Annotated in this window: 24 protein-coding genes; 17 read left to right on the top strand and 7 right to left on the bottom strand. The window is 59.4% G+C overall.

Going from position 1 to position 25137, the window contains the following annotated elements:
- Position 1: 1 nt before the first annotated feature.
- The 3 genes from BZL43_RS20165 to BZL43_RS20175 are packed head-to-tail and all read right to left on the bottom strand — an operon-like array spanning position 2 to position 1678.
- Positions 2 to 592 carry an LON peptidase substrate-binding domain-containing protein gene (locus BZL43_RS20165; RefSeq protein ID WP_095633923.1) on the bottom strand — a complete coding sequence of 197 codons (591 nt, stop codon included), beginning with the start codon at positions 590 to 592 and terminating at the stop codon, positions 2 to 4.
- Positions 593 to 602: 10 nt separating this feature from the next.
- Complete coding sequence (locus BZL43_RS20170; protein ID WP_095633924.1) at positions 603 to 1319, bottom strand: LrgB family protein; 717 nt, start codon at positions 1317 to 1319, stop codon at positions 603 to 605.
- Positions 1316 to 1678, bottom strand: coding sequence for a CidA/LrgA family protein (locus BZL43_RS20175; RefSeq protein ID WP_095633925.1), 363 nt, complete (start codon positions 1676 to 1678; stop codon positions 1316 to 1318). Before BZL43_RS20175 ends, BZL43_RS20170 begins: the two co-directional genes overlap by 4 nt.
- A 194-nt stretch (positions 1679 to 1872) precedes the next feature.
- On the opposite strand from BZL43_RS20175, the gene BZL43_RS20180 reads away from it, so the two are divergent.
- From BZL43_RS20180 to BZL43_RS20190, 3 genes are all read left to right on the top strand, one after another.
- Positions 1873 to 2328: a MaoC family dehydratase gene (locus BZL43_RS20180; protein ID WP_095633926.1), complete on the top strand. Its 456-nt coding sequence runs from the start codon at positions 1873 to 1875 to the stop codon at positions 2326 to 2328.
- Positions 2329 to 2442: 114 nt separating this feature from the next.
- Positions 2443 to 4158, top strand: coding sequence for a C13 family peptidase (locus BZL43_RS20185; protein WP_095633927.1), 1716 nt, complete (start codon positions 2443 to 2445; stop codon positions 4156 to 4158).
- A gap of 27 nt (positions 4159 to 4185) precedes the next feature.
- Positions 4186 to 4827 (top strand): oxidoreductase, encoded by a 642-nt coding sequence (locus BZL43_RS20190; RefSeq protein ID WP_095633928.1) that lies wholly within the window; start codon positions 4186 to 4188, stop codon positions 4825 to 4827.
- A gap of 146 nt (positions 4828 to 4973) precedes the next feature.
- On the opposite strand, the gene BZL43_RS20195 is transcribed toward BZL43_RS20190, so the two are convergent.
- The 4 genes from BZL43_RS20195 to BZL43_RS20210 all read right to left on the bottom strand — a co-directional run bounded on the left by BZL43_RS20195 (position 4974) and on the right by BZL43_RS20210 (position 9317).
- Positions 4974 to 5258: a YceK/YidQ family lipoprotein gene (locus tag BZL43_RS20195; RefSeq protein WP_095633929.1), complete on the bottom strand. Its 285-nt coding sequence runs from the start codon at positions 5256 to 5258 to the stop codon at positions 4974 to 4976.
- Positions 5251 to 5883, bottom strand: a complete 633-nt coding sequence (gene ubiX / locus BZL43_RS20200; protein ID WP_095633930.1) for a flavin prenyltransferase UbiX — start codon at positions 5881 to 5883, stop codon at positions 5251 to 5253. The genes BZL43_RS20195 and ubiX overlap by 8 nt, the downstream gene beginning before the upstream one ends.
- The gene (mpl, locus tag BZL43_RS20205) at positions 5880 to 7229 is read right to left on the bottom strand and encodes a UDP-N-acetylmuramate:L-alanyl-gamma-D-glutamyl-meso-diaminopimelate ligase (protein ID WP_095633931.1); all 1350 of its coding nucleotides are present in this window, start codon (positions 7227 to 7229) and stop codon (positions 5880 to 5882) included. The genes ubiX and mpl overlap by 4 nt, the downstream gene beginning before the upstream one ends.
- A gap of 174 nt (positions 7230 to 7403) precedes the next feature.
- Positions 7404 to 9317: a sigma-54-dependent Fis family transcriptional regulator gene (locus BZL43_RS20210; RefSeq protein ID WP_095633932.1), complete on the bottom strand. Its 1914-nt coding sequence runs from the start codon at positions 9315 to 9317 to the stop codon at positions 7404 to 7406.
- 391 nt (positions 9318 to 9708) lie between these two features.
- Here BZL43_RS20210 and BZL43_RS20215 point away from each other — a divergent pair, with 391 nt between their 5' ends.
- The 14 genes from BZL43_RS20215 to BZL43_RS20280 all read left to right on the top strand — a co-directional run.
- Positions 9709 to 11229, top strand: a complete 1521-nt coding sequence (locus BZL43_RS20215) for an aldehyde dehydrogenase family protein (RefSeq protein WP_095633933.1) — start codon at positions 9709 to 9711, stop codon at positions 11227 to 11229.
- 230 nt (positions 11230 to 11459) lie between these two features.
- Positions 11460 to 12830, top strand: coding sequence for an ethanolamine permease (eat, locus tag BZL43_RS20220; protein WP_095633934.1), 1371 nt, complete (start codon positions 11460 to 11462; stop codon positions 12828 to 12830).
- Positions 12831 to 12992: 162 nt separating this feature from the next.
- The gene (locus BZL43_RS20225; protein ID WP_095633935.1) at positions 12993 to 14387 is read left to right on the top strand and encodes an ethanolamine ammonia-lyase subunit EutB; all 1395 of its coding nucleotides are present in this window, start codon (positions 12993 to 12995) and stop codon (positions 14385 to 14387) included.
- Between the two features lie 8 nt (positions 14388 to 14395).
- Entirely contained in the window at positions 14396 to 15220 is an 825-nt protein-coding gene (gene eutC / locus BZL43_RS20230; RefSeq protein ID WP_168185120.1) for an ethanolamine ammonia-lyase subunit EutC, read from the top strand.
- A gap of 113 nt (positions 15221 to 15333) precedes the next feature.
- Positions 15334 to 15795: an N-acetyltransferase gene (locus BZL43_RS20235; RefSeq protein WP_095633937.1), complete on the top strand. Its 462-nt coding sequence runs from the start codon at positions 15334 to 15336 to the stop codon at positions 15793 to 15795.
- Positions 15796 to 16189: 394 nt separating this feature from the next.
- Positions 16190 to 16846, top strand: a complete 657-nt coding sequence (locus BZL43_RS20240; protein ID WP_095633938.1) for a DedA family protein — start codon at positions 16190 to 16192, stop codon at positions 16844 to 16846.
- A gap of 6 nt (positions 16847 to 16852) precedes the next feature.
- Complete coding sequence (locus tag BZL43_RS20245; RefSeq protein WP_095633939.1) at positions 16853 to 17665, top strand: zinc-dependent peptidase; 813 nt, start codon at positions 16853 to 16855, stop codon at positions 17663 to 17665.
- A gap of 113 nt (positions 17666 to 17778) precedes the next feature.
- A complete protein-coding gene (gene ppa / locus BZL43_RS20250; RefSeq protein WP_095633940.1) occupies positions 17779 to 18306 on the top strand; it encodes an inorganic diphosphatase in 528 nt (175 codons plus the stop codon).
- 231 nt (positions 18307 to 18537) lie between these two features.
- Positions 18538 to 19284, top strand: coding sequence for a S24 family peptidase (locus BZL43_RS20255; RefSeq protein ID WP_095633941.1), 747 nt, complete (start codon positions 18538 to 18540; stop codon positions 19282 to 19284).
- A 580-nt stretch (positions 19285 to 19864) separates the two neighbouring features.
- Positions 19865 to 21010 (top strand): Fic family protein, encoded by a 1146-nt coding sequence (locus BZL43_RS20260; RefSeq protein WP_095633942.1) that lies wholly within the window; start codon positions 19865 to 19867, stop codon positions 21008 to 21010.
- 350 nt (positions 21011 to 21360) lie between these two features.
- Positions 21361 to 21603: an exodeoxyribonuclease VII small subunit gene (locus BZL43_RS20265; RefSeq protein WP_095633943.1), complete on the top strand. Its 243-nt coding sequence runs from the start codon at positions 21361 to 21363 to the stop codon at positions 21601 to 21603.
- The gene (ispA, locus tag BZL43_RS20270) at positions 21600 to 22487 is read left to right on the top strand and encodes a (2E,6E)-farnesyl diphosphate synthase (protein WP_095633944.1); all 888 of its coding nucleotides are present in this window, start codon (positions 21600 to 21602) and stop codon (positions 22485 to 22487) included. Before BZL43_RS20265 ends, ispA begins: the two co-directional genes overlap by 4 nt.
- Before the next feature lie 91 nt (positions 22488 to 22578).
- Complete coding sequence (gene dxs, locus BZL43_RS20275; RefSeq protein WP_095633945.1) at positions 22579 to 24477, top strand: 1-deoxy-D-xylulose-5-phosphate synthase; 1899 nt, start codon at positions 22579 to 22581, stop codon at positions 24475 to 24477.
- 149 nt (positions 24478 to 24626) lie between these two features.
- Positions 24627 to 25137, top strand: a 511-nt coding sequence (locus BZL43_RS20280) for a TonB-dependent receptor (protein ID WP_143517884.1), incomplete at its 3' end; no start/stop codon positions are given.

Below are 25137 nucleotides of genomic sequence, written 5' to 3' on the forward strand. Positions count from 1 at the left end.
GTCAGGCAAACAAGTCACCCTGCAACTTATCCAGCAACGCCTGAATCGCATCCAGACGTTGCTGCGGATCATCGAGTTGCAGCAGGTTGATCTTGTCCGTGTCGGCAAACGGCAACAGGTATGCCAATTGATTGGCCAGCGACTGTTGCCCCGCCGCTTCGGTGCCCATGTCCAGCGCTTCGACCATCGGATGTTCCGCCAAGGCCTTGAGCAACGCGACCAGGTCGGCGTCTTCATCCTGTAGCGGTTGTTCGGGTTCATCTTTGAGCCACTCGACTTCAGCGATGATCAATTGGTCGCGCTGCACCTCGGTACGCACAACGCGGAAACGCCGCCCGCCTTTCACCCGAATACCCAGCAGGCCATTGTCTTGCTGATGGAAATCGGTGATCAGTGCCTCGCACCCTACCCGTGCGTAGCCTTCGGGGGCGATGCCCACTTCCTTGCCGTCGAGGATGCACACCACGCCGAAGCCGACGCCCTGTTTCATGCAGAGACCAATCATGTCCAGATAGCGCGCCTCGAAGATCTGCAAGTCGAGGATGCAGTCCGGAAACAGCACCGTGTTCAGCGGAAAAAGCGGCAGACTCATAGACATTTCCTTACACCACCATCGACACCGCCAACGGCAGGAATACCGCCGTGGCTACGCCCATCAGACTCATCGCCAGCGCCGCAAAGGCACCGCACTCTTCACTTTCCTGCAAGGCCACCGAAGTGCCGACCGCGTGGGCGGTCATGCCCAGGGCCATGCCGCGGGCCTCTGGACTGTGGACACCGAGGCGAGTCAGAAGACTCGGCCCGAAGATCGCCCCGATCACTCCGGTAATCAATACGAACACCGCGGCCAATGCCGCGACGCCACCTATCTGCTCCGCCACCAGCATGGCAATCGGCGAGGTGACCGACTTGGGTGCCATGGTCATCAGGATCATGTGTTCGGCGCCGAAGCCCCAGCCCAGCAACACACCCATGCCCGTGGCGACCACGCCACCTATCACCAGCGTAGTAAATATCGGCCAGAACAACTGCCGGATCCGCCGCAGATTGAGGTACAGCGGCACCGCCAGCGCAACAGTGGCCGGCCCGAGCAAGATGCTGAGGATCTCGGTGCTCTTGCGATATTCGGCGTAGCTCAAGCCGCAACCGATCAGGACAGCGATGACCAGCAACATGGAGACCAGTACCGGCTGCAGAAAAATCCAGCGGGTTTTCTCGTAGCACGCCAGCACCAATTGATACGCGCCCAAGGTAATGCCAATACCGAACAATGGATGATGGATCACCGACGCCCAGGCGCCCTGCCAATCGAAAGTCATTGGCCATCCTCACGATGCGCGTGACGCTTGACCATGCGCTGCATCAATACGCCGGCGAAGGCCATCGACAGCAGCAGCGACAACACCAGCGCACCGGTGATCGCCCAGAAATCCGCGGCAATATCGGCAGCGTAAACCATCACGCCCACCGCTGGCGGCACCAGCAGCAATGGCAGATAACGCAGCAGGCTGCTGGCCGCCAGGTTCAGCGGTTCGCCGACCTGACCGCGAATAATCAGGTATCCCAGCAGCAACAGCAGACCAATGATCGGCCCTGGCAGCACCGGCAAAAACAAATGGTTAAGGGCGGTGCCGAGCAATTGAAAAAGCACCAGCCAGGTCAGGCCACGTAACAACATCCATCATCTCCCGCGCACGCTCCCACAAAGAAGGGGCCCGACATTATAAGCACGCCAACGCTATGAACCGGCATTCGCCAAAAGCATGGACAGTTGACCGGAGCAATTTGCCATGTTGATCTAAAGTGGTTCGCAGGGAGGTCACATCCCCCACTCGAAAAACTATAAAACCGATAAACCCAAGGAGAGTCTCAATGCCCCAGGTTCCAGTTGCAGAGCTCAAAGATTATGTCGGCAAGGAACTCGGACGTTCCGAATGGCTCACCATCGACCAGAAACGTATCGACCTCTTCGCAGAAGCCACAGGCGATTTTCAGTTCATCCATGTCGACCCGGTCAAAGCCGCGCAAACACCTTTTGGCAGCACCATCGCCCACGGTTTTTTGTCGTTGTCGCTGATCCCCAAACTGATGGAAGACATCTTCATCGTGCCCGAAGGTGCAAAGATGGTCGTCAACTATGGTCTGGACAGCGTGCGTTTCATCCAGCCTGTGAAGGTCGATTCCAGGGTTCGACTCAAGGTTGACATGAACGAGGTCACCGAAAAGAAACCCGGCCAATGGTTACTCAAGGTCATCGCCACGCTTGAAATCGAAGGGTCGGACAAACCGGCGTATATCGCCGAGTCGCTGTCCCTCTGCTTCGTGTAAAGCCTCCCGGATGCGAAGCAGCTCACGCTGCTTCGCGCTGTGTCTGTGCTGCGTCTCTATAAATGCGACACATAGCTGCGGCATACTCGGTCTCCTAATTGCCCGGATCCCGCTATGCGCTCATTTGCACTTCTTGCTTTGACCTTGTTGCTTACCGCTTGCGGCGATGGCGAATCGCTGTTGCCCCCCGATGCGCGCCTGCCGGACGGCGGACGTTATCGCGGTGATCTGGTCAATGGCTTGCTGCAAGGCGAAGGCCGTATCGATTATCCGAACGGCAGCTGGTACGCCGGTCAGTTCGATAAAGGCCAATGGCATGGCCAGGGCGAATGGCATGGCAGCAATGGCGAGGTCTATCGCGGGCAATTCCAGCAAGGGCTATTCGACGGCCAAGGCACGCTGACCACTCCTGGCAGCAGCTACACCGGCGGTTTCAAGGCGGGCAGACGCGACGGCGAAGGCACCCTCAAAGAAAACGCCATGACTTACCGCGGCGAATTCAAGGCCGATCAATATTCAGGGCTCGGTCGTCTGGAACTCGCAGACGGCAGCCAGTACCAGGGTCAATTCGCCCACGGCAAACCCAACGGCGAAGGCCAGCGCAGCGATGCCAGCGGGAATCAGTTCACCGGGCATTTCGTTAACGGCCAGCTGGAAGGCAACGGCACCTTCAACAGCGCCGATGGCGATATCTATGTCGGCGGTTTCAAGAACAATCAACTGCACGGCAAGGGCCGCTACGAAAACGCCGATGGCGATGTCTGGCTCGGTCAGTTCAAGGAAGGCGTGCTCGGCGGCAAGGGCGAGTTGATCGGCGCCGATGGCAGTCACTACATCGGTCACTTCAGCGACTGGCGTTTCACCGGTCAGGGTCGCTTGAACCTGGCCGACGGCAGCTTCTATGTCGGCCAGTTCGACGGCGACAACTATCAGGGCCAAGGTACTTTGGTGCTGACCGATGGCACGGTGCAGAGCGGCGCCTGGGTCAATAGTCAGCGCGTGCGCGATGCCGACGACAAGCTGCTACCCGACCCTCTGGAGCTCGGTTTGCTGGCTCAGGGTCGCTTGCTCGACGATGCACTGGCCAATGTCCCGGCCTCAACCTCGGCGGTCGAACTGTACACCTTGACCCTCGGCGGCGACGGCAAGCAGAGTGTGTTCCTGCGCGAGTCCGACTATGTCGCCAACATGCTCGCCAGCCGTTTCGGCGCCTTCGGCCAGATTCGCCTGGTCAACCATCGCGACCACCTGGGCGACCGACCGATGGCCACCCGGGAAACCCTGCGCCGCGCCGCCCAGACCCTGGCCGAACGTAGCGGCCCGGAAGACCTGCTGTTCATTTACCTGACCAGCCACGGCACCAGCGAACACGAACTGGTACTCGACCAGCCACGCATGGAACTGGCCGACCTGCCGGGCGATGAACTCGCCGCCGTCCTCGCGCCCTTGAAAAAGCGCGACAAAATCATCGTGATTTCATCCTGTTATTCCGGCGGTTTCATTCCCGCCCTCAAGGACGAACGCACCCTGATCATGACCGCCTCGCGCGCCGATCGAGTGTCCTTCGGGTGTTCGGAAGAAGCCAACTTCACCTACTTTGGCGACGCGCTGTTCGCCCAGGCGCTGAACCAGACCGACGATCTGGAGCATGCCTTCAAACTGGCCAGTGCCACCGTGGCCGAACGCGAACTGGCCGACAATTTCGAAGCCTCGGAGCCGCAAATCTGGGCGCCGAAAACCGTGCTCGCCCACTGGCAATCGTTACGCAAACAGCAAGCACGAAAAGCCCTGCAAAGTGTCTCAGTCAGCAAGGATGAAAAGAGCAACTAAGCTGAATAGTATCAAGGGGGAATGACTATGTACTTGACGCCTCAGCATGTATTGCTTGCCGGAGCTACCGGGTTAACCGGTGAACATTTGCTTGACCGTCTACTCAATGAGCCAACGATTACACGGGTATTAGCCCCCTCACGCCGGCCGCTGGCCGAACATCCTCACCTGGAAAACCCGGTTGGCGATCCGGCGGTGTTTTTGCCGCAACTGAACGGGCGCGTCGACATTGCCTACTGCTGCCTCGGCACCACGATCAAAAAGGCCGGCTCCGAGGAAGCGTTTCGCGCAGTGGACCTGGACATGGTGGTGGCCTTCGCCAAACGTGCGCGGGAAATGGGTGCACGGCACTTGATCGTGATCAGCGCCTTGGGAGCCGATCGCAGATCCCCGATTTTCTACAACCGGGTCAAAGGCGAAATGGAACACGCATTGCGCGCGCAGAATTGGCCGCAGCTGACCATTTGCCGGCCTTCGCTGTTGTTGGGTGATCGCGTCGAGCCGCGACTGGCCGAACGGGTTGCCGGTCCACTGTCGAAATTGATTCCGGGCAAATACCACGGCATCGAAGCCTGCCAACTGGCCCGCGCCATGTGGCGCCTGGCGCTGGAAGAGCAGGATGGCGTGCGGATTGTCGAGTCGGATGAGTTGCGTAAATTAGGCAAGTAATTTCAGGCCGACCGCGGACCTGTGGCGAGGGGGCTTGCCCCCGTTCGGCTGCGAAGCAGCCGCAAATCCAGGCGATTCAATGCAGCTGAAGAAACGGAGGGCCGCTGCGCGACCCAACGGGGGCAAGCCCCTCGCCACAGGGCTTTTTACAATCCGCCAGTCGCTTGAAAACTCACGCCAATCACCGTCAATAGCGACAGCGGCAACAGCAGCGTGTCGAGCAACGCACTGGCCGGCAGGTCAACAGCCGGATAACTCGGCGCTTCGGCGCCAAACCGGTCCATGGCACAGCAGCCGCCGTTCAGCGCATACAAATCCAGTCGTGTCCCCGAATACACCACCGGCGCTCCAGGCTTGGCTGCATCAAGGGTGCGCACGGTGGCGCAACCCGCCAATTGCAAAGCCAGCAGCATGACCAGCAGCTTATTCATCGCTGCTCAAATGGTGTTCGCCCCAACGCGGCAGCATGTCTTGCGGAATATTCAAACAATTGAGAATTCGCGCCACGACGAAGTCGATCAGGTCATCGATAGTCTGCGGCTGGTGATAGAAGCCCGGCGACGCCGGCAAAATCGTCACGCCCATGTTGGACAGCTTGAGCATGTTCTCCAGATGAATGCTCGAATACGGCGCCTCGCGTGGTACCAGAATCAACTGGCGGCGCTCCTTCAAGGTCACGTCGGCCGCCCGTTCGATCAAGTTGTTGCAGGCGCCGGTCGCGATAGCCGACAAGGTTCCGGTGGAACACGGCACCACCACCATCGCCGCTGGCGAGCCGGAACCCGAAGCCACCGGCGACATCCAGTCTTCCTTGCCATACACCCGAATCTGCCCGGCGGCGGCGCCGGTGTATTCAGTGAGGAAAGCTTGCATCATCTGCGGCTTGGGCGGCAGCGAGACATCGGTTTCGGTGGCCATCACCAGTTGCGCCGCCTTGGAAATCAGGAAGTGCACCTCGCGGTCTTCACGCACCAGGCAGTCGAGCAGGCGCAAGCCGTACTGGGCGCCCGAAGCGCCGGTCATCGCCAGAGTGATGCGTTCCGGACCGTTGTTCATTGCAGCGCCTCGGCCAGTTTGCCGTGCAGGCCGCCGAAGCCGCCATTGCTCATGATCACCACGTGAGTACCGGGCTGAGCCTGGCTTTTCACACGCTCGATGATGCCTTCCAGCGAATCGCTGACGATTGACGGCACAGTGCACAACGCCGCGGTGGCGCCTAGGTCCCAACCGAGGTTGGCGGGCGAATACCAGATCACCTGATCGGCATCGACCACACTTTCCGGCAAGCCATCACGGTGCGCGCCAAGCTTCATGGAGTTGGAGCGCGGCTCGATGATCGCGATCAGCGGCGCATCGCCAATACGTTTGCGCAGGCCGTCAAGGGTGGTGGCGATCGCGGTCGGGTGATGAGCGAAATCATCGTAAATGGTGATGCCACGGACTTGCGCGACTTTTTCCATCCGCCGCTTGACGCTTTTGAACGCGCTCAGTGCAGCGATACCCATCGACGGCACGACGCCGACGTGACGCGCAGCGGCCAAGGTGGCCAAGGCGTTGGCGACGTTGTGCTGACCGGTCATATCCCACTCGACCACGCCTTGAACGGCGCCTTCGAACATCACTTCGAATTTCGAGCCGTCTTCACTGAGCAGTTTGACTTGCCATTGGCCACCGGCACCGGTGGTTTGCACCGGGGTCCAGCAGCCCATTTCGATCACGCGCAGTAATGCCGGCTCGGTGGTCGGATGAATCACCAGGCCTTCGCTGGGGATGGTTCGCACCAAATGGTGAAATTGCCGTTCGATGGCCGGCAGATCCGGGAAGATGTCCGCGTGATCGAACTCAAGATTGTTCAGGATCGCTGTACGCGGGCGGTAGTGAACGAATTTCGAGCGCTTGTCGAAGAACGCGCTGTCGTATTCGTCGGCTTCGATCACGAAGAACGGCGTATCGCCCAAACGCGCCGAGACCGAGAAATTCTGCGGCACACCGCCGATCAGGAAACCCGGACTCATGCCCGCGTGCTCCAGAACCCAGGCGAGCATGCTGCTGGTGGTGGTTTTGCCATGAGTGCCGGCAACCGCCAGCACCCAGCGGCCTTGCAACACGTGATCGGCCAGCCATTGCGGGCCGGAGACGTACGGCAGGCCTTTGTTCAGCACGTATTCGACGGCCGGATTGCCGCGGGACATGGCATTGCCGATCACCACCAGGTCCGGGGCCGGATCGAGCTGCGCCGGATCGTAACCTTGGGTCAACTCAATGCCCTGGGCTTGCAGCTGAGTACTCATTGGTGGATAGACGTTGGCATCGGAGCCCGTCACGTGATGGCCCAGCTCTTTGGCCAGAACCGCCATCGAACCCATGAAAGTGCCGCAAATACCAAGAATATGAATGTGCATAAGTCGACCTCGTAAAACATGGCCGCAGGTTAGCGTAGGGTGGGGAAATTCGCACTCAGAGTTTGAAATCAGCGCAGAACCGGTAGGAGCGAGGCTCGCCCGCGAAGGCATCCTCGAGTACGCCAAAAGCTTCGCGGGCAAGCCTCGCTCCTACAAAGTCAGGATCCGGTGCATCTAGCGGGCGATACCGTGTTTGCGCAGCTTTCTGTAGAGGGTATTGCGGCTGACGCCCAGCTGTTCAGCGGTATGCGTCATGTGCCAGCGCTGCTGCTCCAGCACCGTCAGCAACGCCAGCCGCTCGGCATCGTCCAGCGGATACTCGGACGGTTCTTCAACCGCTGACACCGTTACCGCCCGAACCTGGCGAATCATCGCTGGCAAATCCTCCAGGCCGATCCGCCCGCCATCACACAACGCCGCCAGGGTCCGCAGCACATTGCGCAACTGCCGCACATTCCCCGGCCAGGCAAAATCCAGCAAGGCCTGTCGCGCCGGCGCATCAATCAGCACTGTCTCCGCGCCCGCCTCTTCGGCCAGCAAAAAGTCGAGCAACTGCGATTTGTCAGAACGCTCGCGCAACGCCGGCAATGCGACTTCCAGCCCATTGAGCCGGTAATACAGATCCTCGCGGAAACTGCCGGCCTGCACCCGTTCAAGCAGATTACGGTGAGTGGCGCTGATGATCCGCACATTGACCGGCTCCGGCTCACCGCCAATCGGCACCACTTGACGGTCTTCCAGCACCCTTAATAGCCGGGTCTGCATGCTCAGCGGCATGTCTCCGATTTCATCGAGGAACAACGTCCCGCCATCGGCCTGCTGCAATTTGCCGCGCATGCCTTCCTTGCGGGCGCCTGTGAAACTGCCGCCGCGATAGCCGAACAGTTCGCTTTCGATCAGGCTTTCGGGAATCGCCGCGCAATTGAGGGCAACGAACGATTTTTCGGCCCGTTGACTGGCCTGATGCACGGCTTTGGCGAAAGCTTCCTTGCCGGAACCGGTTTCGCCGTTGATCAGCAACGGCACATCTCGTTCAAACACGCGCAAGGCCTTGCGGAAATCCTCCTGCAACGCGGCATCGTCCAGGCAAATGCCTGACAAGCGCGGACGCTCGGCAACCCTCGGGCTTTGCACCACCGGTACCGGAATACTGCGCGGCTGCCCGCGCAATACGGCAAACAACCGCCGTCCGTCACGGGTGCGCAATGGCCAACTGGCACTGGCGTTGGCGCTCGCGCGTCCGAGCAATTCATCCAGCGAACAGTCGAAAAACGCCTCCACCGGTTTGCCTAACAGCCCGCCACGAATATGCCCCAGTAAATTCAGCGCACTCTGGTTGACCGCACTGATCCGCCCTTCCCCATCGAACGCCAGCAACCCTTCGCTGAACAGCCCGACAGACTCGGCCTGCAAGTGAAAACGCAGCAACCATTGGTTGTCGAAGTAACGCAGGAAATAGCAGCTCTCGATCATCTTCGCCGACAGATTGACCAGGGCCATGGTGTGGAACTGGCTCTGACGCGAAACTTCGTGACGCGCCGAAGATACATCGAGCACCGCCAGCAGCTCACCGTGCGGATCGAACACCGGACTTGCCGAGCAGGTCAGGCCGGTGTGACGCCCCCGAAAATGTTCGTCTTGATGGATGGTCAGGGATTGGCGCTCCACCAGGCAGGTGCCGATGCCATTGGTGCCTTCGCAGGCTTCGCTCCAGTCGGCGCCCAGCCAAAGGCCGGCGCGCTCGAAAATCTTCCGTTCGGTGGGCGCAGTGACGCAATTGAGGATCACCCCGCGAGCATCGGTCAGCAGCACCGCATGGCCGGCGCCGGAAAGCTGCTGGTGGAGGCTGGTCATTTCGGTGCCGGCGATTTGCAGCACTTGCTGCAAACGTTCGCGACTTTCCAGCACGCGGCCATGCTCGAGTACCGTCGGCGCCATGGTCAGGGCCGGGTCGAGGTGATAATCCTCAAGACAACGCAGCCAGGAACGGGCAATGGACGGATCACTGCCGGGACCGTGCAAGTGGGATTTGCCTTGGGTCACGGTCAGCACTTGCTGGGCATGGCGACTCAAATGGTTATCGTGCATTTCTTATTATTCTCCCCGAGCGGTTTACATCCCCGTGTAGGAGCGTGGCTTGCCCGCGAAGAACGATAACGCGGTGCATCAGGCAAACCGAATCATGGCTTTCGCGGGCAAGCCTCGCTCCTACAAGGAGGGAGGTTCGAGCATCCTCCAGCCTGGCCAGCATTGCAATGCTTGCAAGACCGCCAAGTCACAGGCCGCGCCACAAACGGTACAAAGTGTCACACAGGCTGTACCGTAAACGTCACAAACACTGCCCATCCGTCCGACAAAAAACACGCAAAGCCTTGATTTACCTGACCTGCAAGGCGCTGGCCCGAGCTTTGCTCTACGCTTAATGCAGCGCTTTAGCGCGTCCTCCCTTATAAGCACAAAAGCCAAGGAGAAACCCATCATGCGTTACGCTCACCCCGGTACTGAAGGCGCTATCGTTTCGTTCAAGAGCAAATACGGTAACTACATCGGCGGCGAGTTCGTCGCGCCTGTCAAAGGTCAGTACTTCACCAATACATCGCCGGTCAACGGCCAACCTATTGCCGAATTCCCACGCTCCACTGCCGAAGACATCGAAAAGGCCCTGGACGCTGCCCATGCCGCCGCCGATGCCTGGGGCGCCACGTCCGCCCAGGCACGCTCGCTGGTGCTGCTGAAAATCGCCGATCGCATCGAACAGAACCTGGAAGTGCTGGCGATCACCGAATCCTGGGACAACGGCAAGGCCGTTCGCGAAACCCTCAACGCCGACATCCCGCTGGCCGCCGACCATTTCCGCTACTTCGCCGGTTGCATCCGCGCCCAGGAAGGTAGCGCCGCCGAGATCGACGGCAACACCGTGGCCTATCACATCCATGAACCGCTGGGCGTGGTCGGGCAGATCATTCCGTGGAACTTTCCGATCCTGATGGCCGCCTGGAAACTTGCACCGGCCCTCGCCGCCGGCAACTGCGTGGTCCTCAAGCCGGCCGAGCAAACCCCGCTGGGCATCACCGTGCTGATGGAACTGATCGGCGACCTGCTGCCACCTGGCGTGCTCAACGTGGTGCAAGGCTTCGGCAAAGAAGCCGGGGAAGCTCTGGCCACCAGCAAGCGCATCGCCAAGATCGCATTCACCGGCTCGACCCCGGTCGGCTCGCACATCATGAAATGCGCCGCCGAAAACATCATTCCGTCCACCGTGGAGCTGGGTGGCAAGTCGCCAAACATCTTCTTCGAAGACATCATGCAGGCCGAACCGAATTTCATCGAGAAAGCCGCTGAAGGCCTGGTACTGGCGTTCTTCAACCAGGGCGAAGTCTGCACCTGCCCGTCCCGCGCCCTGGTGCAAGAGTCGATCTACGACGAATTCATGCAAGTGGTGATGAAGAAGGTCCTGCAAATCAAACGTGGCGACCCGCTGGACACCGACACCATGGTCGGCGCCCAGGCGTCCGAGCAGCAATTCGACAAAATCCTTTCGTACCTGGACATCGCCAAGGGCGAAGGCGCCGAGTTGTTGACCGGCGGCAAAGTGGAAAAACTCGAGGGCAGCCTGGCGACCGGATACTACATCCAGCCGACCCTGCTCAAGGGCACCAACAAAATGCGCGTGTTCCAGGAAGAAATCTTTGGCCCGGTAGTGAGCATCACCACTTTCAAGGACGAAGCCGAAGCCCTGGCCATCGCCAACGATACCGAGTTCGGCCTGGGTGCCGGCCTCTGGACCCGCGACATCAACCGCGCTTATCGCATGGGCCGCGCCATCAAGGCCGGTCGTGTATGGACCAACTGCTACCACCTGTACCCGGCTCATGCCGCGTTCGGGGGCTACAAAAAGTCCGGCGTCGGCCGTGAAACCCACAAGATGATGCTCGACCACTATCAGCAGACCAAAAACCTGCTGGTGAGCTACGACATTAATCCGTTGGGCTTCTTCTAACTCGTCGCGATAGCGCGTAACCGCTTTCGCGGGCAAGTCGGATCACCGCACCGCTCGCTCCTACAGGTATCAGTGATCTGTAGGAGCATGGCTTGCCAGCGAAGGCGCCTCCACTGACACAACCCACATCGCCCTGCTGCTCTGGCACGGGCTTTGCGTGCCTGTAGCACACATAAACGCCATACCCGAAAGTCCAACAGATCAAACAATAAAAAAGACAGAGAGGACTTATGACTTCTACTACACAGCTCAAACCCACACTCGGCACCCTGCATCTATGGGGCATTGCCGTCGGCCTGGTGATTTCCGGCGAGTACTTCGGCTGGAGTTACGGCTGGGGCACCGCAGGAACCCTGGGCTTTCTCGTCACTGCCCTGATGGTGGCGACGATGTACACCTGCTTCATCTTCAGTTTCACCGAATTGACCACCGCCATTCCCCACGCTGGCGGGCCGTTTGCCTACAGCCGACGGGCCTTCGGCGAAAAAGGCGGACTGATCGCCGGCATTGCGACCCTGATCGAGTTCGTTTTTGCGCCACCGGCGATTGCCATGGCCATCGGCGCCTACCTCAATGTGCAATACCCAGAACTGGATCCGAAGCTTGCCGCTGTGGGCGCCTATTTAGTGTTCATGGGCTTGAATATCCTCGGCGTAAGCATCGCCGCCACGTTCGAGTTGGTGGTTACCGTGCTGGCGGTTGCCGAACTGCTGGTGTTCATGGGTGTGGTTGCACCGGGCTTCAGCTTCAGCAATTTCGTGCTCAATGGCTGGTCGGGCACCAACGAATTCACCCTGGCCTCAATCCCCGGTATTTTTGCGGCAATCCCCTTTGCAATCTGGTTCTTTCTCGCCATTGAAGGCGCAGCCATGGCCGCCGAAGAAGCCAAGGACCCGAAACGCACGATTCCCCGGGCTTACGTCAGTGGCATTCTGACGTTGGTGTTCCTGGCTATCGGCGTCATGGTGATGGCGGGCGGTGTCGGCGACTGGCGCCAACTGTCGAACATCAACGATCCGTTGCCTCAGGCGATGAAAGCGGTGGTCGGCAATGATTCGACCTGGATGCACATGCTGGTCTGGATCGGCCTGTTCGGCCTGGTGGCGAGTTTCCACGGGATCATTCTTGGCTATTCGCGCCAATTCTTCGCCCTGGCTCGCGCCGGTTACCTGCCTAAAGGGCTGGCCAAACTCTCGCGTTTCCAGACACCGCACCGGGCGATTCTGGCGGGCGGCGTGATCGGCATCGCGGCAATCTACAGCGACGGGCTGGTCAATCTGCAGGGCATGACACTGACGGCTGCGATGATCACCATGTCGGTATTTGGCGCCATCGTGATGTACATCATCAGTATGCTGAGCCTGTTCAAACTGCGTAAAACCGAGCCGAACCTGGAACGCACCTTCCGCGCGCCGGGCTACCCTATCGTGCCGGGGATCGCACTGTTTCTGGCGGTGGTGTGCCTGGTGGCGATGGCGTGGTTCAACCCCTTGATCGGGTGTGTGTTCCTCGGGTTTATGGCGGCCGGTTACCTGTATTTCCAATTGACGGCCAAGCAGCGTTCCGACGCGCCGGCGGATGCGATGCTCGAAGGTATCTAATTGCACCGGAGTCGGGCGCACGCCCTATTTGGGAGCGCCCCATTCTTGTAGGAGCGAGGCTTGCCCGCGAAGGGCATGATGCGGTCTGACTGATACACCGCGTTATCGTTTTTCGCGGGCAAGCCTCGCGCCTACAGGTCATCAATTAACCAGGAGGACACCATGGCCGTATTTGCCCATACCATCGGCGCCCAGACCTACCGCTTCGAGAGCCTCAAGGATGTCATGGCCAAGGCCAGCCCGGCGCGCTCCGGAGATTTTCTGGCCGGCGTTGCCGCCCTCAATGATGGCGAGCGCGTAGCCGCGCAGATGGCCCTGGCTGACATCCCGCTGACTCATTTCCTGCAAGAAGTACTGATTCCTTACGAGACCGATGAAGTCACTCGGCTGATCATCGACACCCACGACAAACAGGCTTTTAAAGCGGTCAGCCACCTCACTGTCGGCGGCTTTCGCGATTGGCTGCTCAGCGATGCCGCCGACGAACAGAGCCTGCGCGCCCTCGCCCCGGGCCTGACCCCGGAAATGGCCGCCGCCGTGTCGAAGATCATGCGCGTGCAAGACCTGGTGCTGGTGGCGCAGAAAATCCGCGTGATCACGAAATTCCGCGGCACTCTGGGCCTGCGCGGCCGGCTCTCGACACGTCTGCAACCCAATCACCCCACCGACGAACCGGCCGGTATCGCCGCGAGCATTCTCGATGGCCTGCTGTACGGCAACGGTGACGCGATGATCGGCATCAACCCGGCCACCGACAGCATCGCTTCGATCTGCGCCATGCTCGAAATGCTCGATGCAATCATCCAGCGCTACGAAATTCCTACACAGGCCTGCGTGCTGACCCACGTCACCACCTCCATCGAGGCGGTGAACCGCGGAGTTCCGCTGGACCTGGTGTTCCAGTCGATCGCCGGCACTGAAGCGGCCAACGCCAGTTTCGGTATCAACCTAAACGTCTTGCAGGAAGGCTATGACGCGGGCTTGAGCCTGAATCGCGGCACGTTGGGCCAGAATCTGATGTATTTCGAAACCGGCCAAGGCAGCGCCTTGTCGGCCAATGCCCACCACGGCATTGATCAACAGACCTGCGAAACCCGCGCCTACGCCGTGGCACGCCATTTCAAACCGTTTCTGGTCAACACCGTCGTAGGCTTCATCGGCCCCGAATACCTGTACAACGGCAAACAGATCATCCGTGCCGGCCTCGAGGACCACTTCTGCGGCAAGCTGCTGGGCGTGCCCATGGGTTGCGACATTTGCTACACCAATCATGCCGAAGCCGATCAGGACGACATGGATACCCTGCTGACTTTATTGGGCGTGGCCGGGATCAACTTCATCATGGGCATCCCCGGCTCCGACGACATCATGCTCAATTACCAGACCACCTCGTTCCACGACGCCCTCTACGCCCGGAAAACCCTGGGCCTGAAACCGGCGCCGGAGTTTGAACAGTGGCTGGCGAACATGGGCATCTTCACCCAGGCAGACGGCAAAATTCACTTCGGCGACAACCTGCCGCCGGCCTTCCGTCAGGCCATGGGGCAACTGGGATGAGTATTGAGATGGATAAACCACCTGTCGATCCGCAAAACCCGTTGCTGGAACTGCGTCGCCTGACCCCGGCACGTATTGCTCTCGGTCGTACAGGCACCAGCATGCCGACCCGTGCACAGCTGGATTTTCAATACGCCCACGCCCAGGCCCGGGATGCGGTGCACCTGCCGTTCGATCACAAGGGGCTCAGTTCGCAACTGGCCGAGCGTGGACGTGAGCATCTGCTGCTGCACAGCGCCGCCTCGGATCGCAACAGCTATCTGCAGCGCCCCGATCTGGGGCGCAAGTTGAGTGATGAGTCGGCGCAGACTCTGCGCGACCATGCTCGGAATCATCCTGACGGGGTGGACTTGGCGGTCGTGGTGGCCGATGGGCTCTCGGCATTGGCCGTTCATCGCCACACCTTACCGTTTCTGGCGCGCATGGAAGAACAGACAGCCAATGAGGGCTGGTCCCTGTCGCCAGTGATCCTGGTGGAACAGGGTCGAGTTGCAGTGGCCGATGAGATTGGCGAGCTGTTAGGCGCGAAGATGGTGGTCATTTTGATCGGCGAGCGCCCCGGCTTGAGCTCGCCAGACAGCCTGGGACTGTATTTCACCTATAATCCCAAGGTCGGACTGACGGATGCCTATCGCAATTGCATCTCGAATGTCCGCCTCGAAGGCTTGAGTTACGGCATGGCAGCACACCGGCTACTGTATTTGATGCGCGAAGCCTGTCGGCGGCAGATATCAGGGGTCAGTCTGAAGGACGAAGCCCAGGTTCAGACGCTGGAATCGGACAATGGTGCGGGCATGAAGGGTAATTTCCTACTGAGCCCGTCGGATGCCTGAACCGTTTCCGCATTGCGTTTCCATTCAGGATTCAGGCAGGATCGATGCACGGCCGCCAGGGATTTCCCATCGCCGTCACCACGTAAGACAGCCACTTGAAGACGAGACCTACCATGCGGATTATTCAAGCGACCCTCGAACACCTCGACCTGCTGACCCCGTTGTTCGTCAAATATCGTGAGTTTTACGGTTCCCTGCCGTATCCGGACTCATCCCGGGCGTTCCTCGAGAAACGCCTGCGGCGCAAGGAATCGGTGATCTACCTGGCCCTGGCCGATGACGACAACAACAAGCTGATGGGTTTCTGTCAGCTATACCCCAGCTTTTCGTCCCTTTCGCTTAAACGCGTGTGGATCCTCAACGATATCTACGTCGCCGAAGACGCCCGCCGCCAGTTGGTGGCCGACAACCTGATCCGTACCGCAAAAAAAATGGCCAAGGAAACCAACGCCGTGCGCATGCGCGTTTCCACCAGCAGCAACAACGAAGTCGCGCAGAAAACCTATGAATCCATCGGGTTCAGGGAAGACACCGAGTTCAAGAACTACGTATTGCCGATCAGTGAGGAGCTGTAATGCACTGATGCCTTTGTGGCGAGGAGCTGTGGCGCGCGGGGGGCTTGCTGTAGCCAGAGGGCTTGTCGTGGCGAGGGGGCTTGCCCCCGTTCGGCGGCGCAGCCGTCGTAAAACCTCAGCATGCGGTGTATCTGAAAAACCGTGACTGCCTGGTTCAGGGGTCGCTTCGCAACCCAACGGGGGCAAGCCCCCTCGCCACAAGGATTGTGCAAAGCCAACAGGCCTATGATCGTCCCGTCGACATCCCTCGCTACAAACTCAAGGCGTTTTTCGCTTCTCTCCCCGTATAATGCCCGCTCTTCCGGCTCGTAAGAAAATTCACACTTAGCTGTAGTCTTACGCGAAGCCATCCGCACAGGCCTGCAGAGTCGGGCCATCACCACAGGTGCTTTCCATGGATTTCAACCCGATCGACCTTATCCTGCATCTCGATGTTTACCTCGACCTGCTGGTGACTAACTACGGGGCATGGATTTACGCCATTCTGTTTCTGGTGATCTTCTGCGAAACCGGTCTGGTGGTGATGCCATTCCTGCCGGGCGACTCCCTGCTATTCATCGCCGGCGCTGTGGCGGCCGGTGGCAGTATGGACCCGGTGCTGCTGGGCGGCCTGCTGATGCTGGCGGCGATTCTCGGTGACAGCACCAACTACGTGATCGGTCGCACCGTCGGCGAAAAACTGTTCAGAAACCCGAACTCGAAAATATTCCGTCGCGACTACCTGCAACAAACCCACGACTTCTACGAAAAGCACGGCGGCAAAACCGTGACCCTGGCGCGTTTCCTGCCAATCATCCGCACCTTTGCGCCGTTCGTCGCCGGTGTAGGCAAAATGCCTTACCCTCGTTTCTTTGCCTTCAGCATCCTTGGCACCATCCTCTGGGTGGGGGGCCTGGTCACCCTCGGATACTTCTTCGGTAACGTACCGTTCATCAAGAAAAACCTGTCGCTGCTGGTGGTGGGCATCATCTTGCTGTCGCTGCTACCGATGATCATCAGCGTGATCCGCAGCCGCCTCGGTCATACCACGTCCAAAGCCGAACCACGCTGACTCACGATGTGGTCTCTTAGCGCCTGGCGACGCCAGCGCACTCTGGCCAGGCATCCGATTGCCGACGACATGTGGCAACGGGTGCGCCATCACTTAAGGTTTCTCGATGGCCTCAGCGCAGCCGAAGACCAGTGGTTGCGGGAAGCCTGCGTGCTGTTCCTGCAAGACAAACACCTGACCGCCCTTCCCGGCGTCGAGCTTCACCAGGAGCAACGCTTGCTGCTCGCCGCCCAGGCCCAATTGCCGCTGCTGCACCTGGGCGATCTGAACTGGTATCAGGGTTTTCACGAAATCATCCTCTACCCCGACGATTTCCTCAGCCCCCAGCGCCATCGCGATGCCAGCGGCGTCGAACACGAATGGGATGGCGAACACAGCGGCGAAGCCTGGCAGCAAGGCCCGATCATCCTCGCCTGGCCCGGCGTGATGTCCAGCGGTGGCTGGGAAGGCTACAACCTGGTGATCCACGAACTCGCGCATAAACTCGACATGCTCAATGGCGACGCCAATGGCTTGCCACCGCTGCATGCCGATATGCGCGTCAGCGACTGGGCCAAGGTCATGCAAGAAGCCTATGACGACCTCGACCGGCAACTGGACCGCAACCCGGACGCCGAAACCGCCATCGACCCGTACGCAGCGGAAAACCCCGCCGAATTCTTCGCCGTCACCAGCGAATACTTCTTCAGCGCCCCGGATTTGCTGCACGAGGCATATCCACAGGTTTATGAGCAGCTTAAGTTGTTTTATCGGCAGGATCCGCTGGCCCGGCTACGGCAACTTCTGGCCGAGAACCCTGTCTATCAGGCACACGACTAAGGTCTACACGACCTCTGGCGCATGGCAACGGTGGCAGAATATGCCTATAATCGCCGCCACTTTTTGGTCAATCCGGCCAAGTGTTTTTGGTCAACTAACGGGGGCACCGCCCAATGAGCTACAGCAAGATTCCGGCTGGCAAAGACCTGCCGAACGACATCTACGTCGCGATCGAGATCCCGGCCAACCACGCGCCGATCAAATACGAAATCGACAAAGACAGCGATTGCCTGTTCGTTGACCGTTTCATGGCCACCCCGATGTTCTACCCGGCCAACTACGGTTACATCCCCAACACCCTGGCCGACGACGGTGATCCCCTCGACGTGCTGGTCGTAACCCCTTACCCGGTTGCCCCAGGTTCGGTAATCCGCGCGCGTCCCGTCGGCATCCTGAACATGACCGACGACGGCGGCGGCGATGCCAAAGTGATCGCGGTTCCACACGACAAGCTGTCCCAGCTGTACGTCGACGTAAAGGAATACACCGATCTGCCTGCGCTGCTGATTCAGCAGATCGAGCACTTCTTCGAGAACTACAAAGATCTCGAAAAAGGCAAATGGGTGAAGATCGAAGGCTGGGCCGGCGCCGATGCCGCTCGCGACGCGATCACCAAGTCGGTTGCTGCCTATAAAGGCTGAGAAGCCACGGCACGCTACGATGCTTGAAGAAAAACCCCGGTTGATCCGGGGTTTTTTGTGGGCGCACACCCAGAAAGTCGCATCTTTAACGGTACGTATAGTGCTTCCTGGCTTTGGTTTTTGCGTGTTTGGTTTCCACTAAAAGCGCCTTACATCCAGTCTTAAATTTCCCTCGAAATTTGAACGAATCGTTTATTCAAACCCCCATCCTGCGCCAGTAGACTCGTGTTTATGAAAAAGAACACTAGCGGCCCACGGTTTAAAGCACTCCTTGAAGCAGCGAAAATCACTACCACAGGATTTGCCGCTTTCTTCGACACGGAAGCACAAAATATCCACAACTGGTACACCCGAGGTGTGCCCGCCTACCGCATGGAAGAGGTCGCCAAATTACTCTCTGTAAATAGCGACTGGCTGAAAACCGGCGAAGGCCCGAAAGAATCCTCACGCCTGCGCGTGCTCGACGAGTCCGGCAACACCTTCGATGCCCAGGCCATCCGCGGCATCTACACGGTGATCGAGCCCGTCGACGTCGAATTGCCCTTCTACAAGGAAACAGCCACCGCCCCGGGTTCCAACAAAACCCACGTCGTCAAAGACCCCAGCCAATCCATCCGCCTGCCTCGCAGCCATCTGGACTCCCTGGAAATCAAGCACGCCGATGCTATTTGTATCTGCATGATCGGTAACAGCATGGGCGAAAAGATTGAAGATGGCTCCACGCTTGCGGTCGACCGTGGGCTGACTCAGGTGATTGATGGGGAAATTTATGCGATCGAGCATGACGGGATGCTGCGGATCAAATACCTGCACCGGATGCCGGGCAATGCGTTGCGATTGCGCAGCTACAACAGAACCGAGTATCCAGACGAAATCTTCAGTGCCGAACAGATCGACAAGCAAAACATAAGGGTATTGGGATGGGTATTCTGGTGGTCGACACTCAATAAACGCCGGCCGTCAGTGCCCTTCCTATAAGCACGCTACCCACTGTGGCGAGGGGGCTTGCCCCCGTTCGACTGCGCAGCAGTCGCAAACCATTCACTATGGCGGACAGTATGGTTACCGGGTTTACGACTGCTTCGCAGCCGAACGCAGCCTTCGGCAGCTGCTACGCCTCGCCACAATCCGCTCTACTCCGCATGCCAAGGCTGGGAATTCCTCAAAAAAATCAGTATGCTGCGCCCCACATTTGCGCATCGACCCTTCTTCAGGCTCAGATCGCACCGACAAGGCAGATCACTTTCTCGCCAAGTCCCACAGCCGGACGCAAGATCCGGGTGTACGTTTTGAAGGCTGGCGCGGTTTACCAAAAATAAACCAAGCCAGTCCCCGAGAAGCCGGCCACAAGCCGGCTTTTTAATGCCTGAATATAAAGTCTGAACAACCCATTAACCTGCAGCCAACCACATGTTGCGCGATTCGATCGCAGCCGGGACGTGAGACGACATGCTGTCCGAACAACTGGACGATGAGCCGAATAGACGTCATATTCGGCTCACCACATGAGCCGAATAGCATTTTTAATTGGCTCACTCATTCCAAGAGTACCGATTCCATGGCACCTCACTGGATCTGGCAGCAGCCTGATTGGCCGAGCTTTCAATGGCAAGCCGAGCATTTGGCGCCACTGTTGCGCGACTGCGTTCAGGCGCAGGGTCAATTGATGGGCATGGCCAGTTCGGTAGGCCGCTCGTTGAGCGCGCAAAGCGAACTGGATGCGCTGTTACAGAACATCGTGACCTCGTCGGCGATTGAGGGCGAACAACTGAATATCGGCTCCGTTCGGTCATCATTGGCGCGACGATTGGGGCTGGAACAGGGCGCGGGCGATAAAAGCAGCCAGCGCAGCGAAGGCCTGGCGCAATTGATGCTCGATGCCACCCGGCATTTCTCTGAACCACTGACATTGGCTCGATTGCTGGATTGGCATAAATGGCTGTTTCCTGAGCAAGACACGGATCTCGCCGCCCGGTCGATCCATGTTGGCGCCTTGCGCGGCGACGAGCCGATGCAAGTTGTTTCGGGGCGACTCGACAGGCCGACCGTTCACTTCGAAGCGCCGCCTCGCCTTGGTCTTGAACGACAACTCGAAACCTTCCTGAGCTGGTTTGAAGCCAGCCGAAATCAGGTTGGCCTCGACCCTTTGCTGAGGGCCGGCGTCGCACATTTCTGGTTTGTGACGTTGCATCCTTTCGACGATGGCAACGGTCGCCTGACGCGAACGATCACTGATCTGGCCCTGGCTCAGGGTGAGGCTCAGGCCATCCGTTTCTACGCCATGTCGGCGAGCATTCTGGATGATCGTTCTGGCTATTACCGAGTGCTGGAAACCAGTCAGAAATCCACGATGGATATCACCGAATGGCTGGAGTGGTTTCTTCAGACTTTGCTGCGTAGCTTGCAGCAGGCCATGACGCGGATTGAGTCGGTACTGGGCAAGGCGCGTTTCTGGCAGGCACATCGGGAATCCGGACTGTCGACCGAGCAGACCAAAGTATTGAATCGCTTGCTCGATGGTGGGGAACGAGGTTTCGATAACGGCATCAGCGCCGCTCAATATCAGGCAGTGGCAAAGGTTTCCAAAGCCACCGCAACCCGTCATCTGGCCGAACTGCTGGAGAAGGGCTGCCTGAAACGCCTGCCCGGCGGCGGGCGCAGTACTCGATATCAAATCTGCGATCCGGATGACTCAACAGATTAATCATGATCGACATTGCACTCGATGAGTTAAGCCGTAAGGCGATCTGTAGCAGCTGGCGAAGCCTGCGTTCGGCTGCGCAGCAGTCGTGAACCCGGCTAATGCCGTATGCCTAACGTATCGCAATCTCTGATTTTACGACTGCTTCGCAGCCGAACGCAGCCTCCGGCAGCTGCTACAAGGGGCGCGTCGCTGCTGAAATGGTTTAACTTACCGGCTTTAGGGCAAGCCCCCTCATCACAGAGGTCGCATTCACTTCCTGAACTCATTGTCCGAAACGCCCCGCTCATTTGCCCATAACCCCTATGTCTGCTAGTGTCGCGCCGGTTTAACGTCAACCGGAAATAGCCGCCATGGCCCGCAAAAAAGCTGCACTGGATTTCGAACAATCTCTCGCTGACCTGCAAACGCTGGTGGAGCGTCTGGAGAATGGCGAATTGTCGCTGGAAGACTCGCTGGCCGCTTTTGAGCAGGGCATCGGTCTGACCCGCGATTGCCAGGCGGCGCTGGCTCAGGCCGAGCTAAAGGTTCAAGTGCTGCTCGAGCGTGATGGTGAGCTGGCCGAGGAACCCTTCGACGCGGATCAGCCAGAATGATTGCGGCGTATTCGGCGTCCAGCCAGGCTCGCGTCAATGCGGCACTGGAAACCCTGTTCAGCGCGCCAAGCCCTGAACTTGCCCGCCTCTACGAAGCCATGCGCTACAGCGTGATGAACGGCGGCAAGCGTGTGCGCCCGTTGTTGGCCTACGCCGCATGTGAAGCCTTGGGCGGCAAGGCCGAGCAAGCCAATGGCGCGGCCTGTGCGGTTGAGCTGATTCACGCCTATTCGCTGGTGCACGATGATTTGCCGGCCATGGACGACGACGATTTGCGTCGCGGCCAGCCGACTACGCATAAAAAATTCGATGAAGCTTGTGCAATCCTCGCCGGTGACGGCTTGCAGAGCCTGGCCTTCAGTGCCCTGCTCGACCCGCACCTGAGCAATTGCGATGCTGAAACCCGTCTGCAGATGGTCAGCGCCCTGGCGTTGGCGGCAGGTCCGGCGGGCATGGTCGGCGGGCAAGCCATCGATCTGGGCTCAGTGGGCCTGAAGCTCGATCAAAAAGCCCTTGAATACATGCACCGGCACAAGACCGGCGCGCTGATCGAAGTCAGCGTCAAGCTTGGCGCACTGGCCTGCGGTCATGCCGCGAAGGACGAACTGAAGTCCTTGCAGAGTTATGCACAGGCCATTGGCCTGGCCTTTCAGGTCCAGGACGACATTCTCGACGTCGAAAGTGACACCGAAACCCTCGGCAAACGCCAGGGCGCCGACATCGCCCGGGACAAACCGACTTACCCGGCCCTGCTCGGTCTCGATGCGGCCAAGGCCTATGCCCTGGAGCTGCGTGACCAGGCCCTGCACGCCCTGCGACCGTTTGACGCGGCGGCCGAGCCATTGCGCGATCTGGCCCGGTATATCGTCGAGCGCCGCAGCTGACGGCGTATCCGCCAAAAAAAACCAACGCGTGGGCAGGGGGCGATGCATCAGGTAAACTGCCGCATCTTTTATACCTATAACGATTCGCCTGATGCCCACGACGTTTCATGAGATTCCCCGCAAGCGCCCGACCACGCCACTGCTCGACCGTGCCAACACGCCGGACGGCCTGCGCCGGTTAGGCGAAGCCGAGCTGGAAACCCTGGCTGATGAGTTGCGCCTGGAATTGCTCTACACGGTCGGTCAGACCGGTGGGCATTTCGGTGCCGGCCTGGGCGTCATCGAGCTGACCATCGCGTTGCATTACGTCTTCGACACCCCGGATGACCGATTGGTGTGGGACGTGGGTCATCAGGCCTACCCGCACAAAATCCTCACCGGTCGTCGCGAGCGCATGAGCACCCTGCGCCAGAAGGACGGCGTTGCCGCCTTTCCGCGTCGTTCCGAGAGTGAGTACGACACCTTTGGCGTCGGTCACTCCAGCACCTCGATCAGCGCAGCGCTGGGCATGGCGATTGCTGCCCGGCTGCAACACAGTGATCGCAAGGCGATCGCAGTGATCGGCGACGGCGCATTGACCGCTGGCATGGCTTTCGAGGCACTGAACCACGCGCCGGAAGTTGACGCCAACATGCTGGTGATCCTCAACGACAATGACATGTCGATCTCGCGTAACGTCGGCGGCTTGTCGAACTATCTGGCGAAAATCCTTTCCAGCCGCACTTATGCAAGCATGCGCGAAGGCAGTAAAAAGGTCCTGTCGCGCCTGCCCGGCGCCTGGGAAATCGCCCGTCGCACCGAAGAATACGCCAAAGGCATGCTGGTTCCCGGCACACTGTTCGAAGAGCTGGGCTGGAACTACATCGGCCCGATCGATGGCCATGACCTGCCGACCCTGATCGCCACCCTGCGCAACATGCGCGATCTGAAAGGCCCGCAATTCCTGCACGTGGTCACCAAAAAAGGCAAAGGCTTCGCTCCGGCGGAAGTCGACCCGATCGGTTACCACGCCATCACCAAACTCGAACCGGTGGATGCTCCGGCCGCCGCGCCGAAGAAAGCCGGCGGGCCGAAGTACTCCGGTGTGTTCGGTGAATGGCTGTGCGACATGGCCGCGGTCGATCCACGCCTGGTCGGGATTACCCCGGCGATGAAGGAAGGCTCCGACCTGGTGGCCTTCAGCGAACGTTTTCCCAAGCGCTATTTCGACGTGGCGATTGCCGAGCAACACGCCGTGACCCTCGCCGCCGGCATGGCCTGCGAAGGCGCAAAGCCGGTGGTGGCGATCTATTCGACCTTCTTGCAACGCGCTTACGACCAGCTTGTGCATGATGTGGCGGTGCAAAACCTCGACGTGCTGTTCGCCATCGACCGCGCAGGCCTGGTGGGCGAAGACGGCCCGACGCACGCAGGCAGCTTTGACCTGTCGTTCCTGCGTTGCATCCCCGGCATGCTGCTAATGACCCCGAGCGACGAAAACGAACTGCGCAAAATGCTCAGCACCGGCCATCTGTACAACGGCCCGGCGGCGGTGCGTTATCCGCGCGGCACCGGCCCGAATGCGCCGATCACCAAAGATCTCGAACCGATCGAAATCGGCAAGGGTGTCGTTCGCCGCCAGGGCAGCAAAGTCGCCTTGCTGGTGTTCGGCGTGCAATTGGTCGAGGCGCTGAAAGTCGCTGAGAAACTGGATGCGACCGTGGTCGACATGCGTTTCGTCAAACCGCTCGACGAAGCACTGGTTCGCGAAATCGCTGGCAGTCACGAACTGCTGGTGACCATCGAAGAGAACGCCATCATGGGCGGTGCCGGTGGCGCGGTCAGCGAGTTTCTCGCCCGAGAGAACATCCTCAAGTCGGTGCTGCACCTGGGCTTGCCGGACATCTATGTCGAGCATGCCAAGCCTGCGCAAATGCTGGCCGAATGCGGGCTGGATGAGGCAGGGATCGAAGAAGCGGTGCGTCAGCGCCTGCAACTGCTCAACTTGTAAACCCGATCCCCCGTAGGAGCTGCCGAAGGCTGCGATCTTTTGATCCTGATCTTCGGCGGCTCCAAACCTGAAAAAACAGAATCAAAAGATCGCAGCCTTCGGCAGCTCCTACGGGGTTGCGGCGTATCTGAATTCATCTCGGATCATCCATGAAACTCTCCCCTTTTGCCCTGACGCTGACGCTTCTGCCGGCCGGCCAACTCTTGGCCGATACCTTCGAACGCGACCAGGCCCTGAAACTGCCGGACGTGCTGATCAGCGCCAACCGTCAGGTCGAAGCGCGCAACGACAGCAGCGCCGCCAACACGGTGTTCACCCGCGACGATATCGACCGTCTGCAACCGAGCAGTGTCACTGATCTGCTGCGCCGGGTACCGGGCGTACAGGTCGGGCAAACCGGGGGGCGCGGCAGTCTGCCCGGGGTTTATATTCGTGGTACCAAGTCGGCGCAAAGCCTGGTGCTGGTCGATGGCCAGCGCATCGGTAACTCGACCTCCGGCGACAGCAACCTGCAACACATCAACATCGAACAGGTCGAGCGCGTGGAAGTGCTGCGCGGCTCCCGTTCAGTGATTTACGGCAGCGATGCGATCGGCGGGGGGATCCAGATCTTCCCCCCCCGGGGCGGCGAACAAAGCCTGCAACCCCGCATGCACGGGG

The organism is Pseudomonas sp. PICF141 (assembly GCF_002286815.1).
GTDB lineage: Bacteria > Pseudomonadota > Gammaproteobacteria > Pseudomonadales > Pseudomonadaceae > Aquipseudomonas.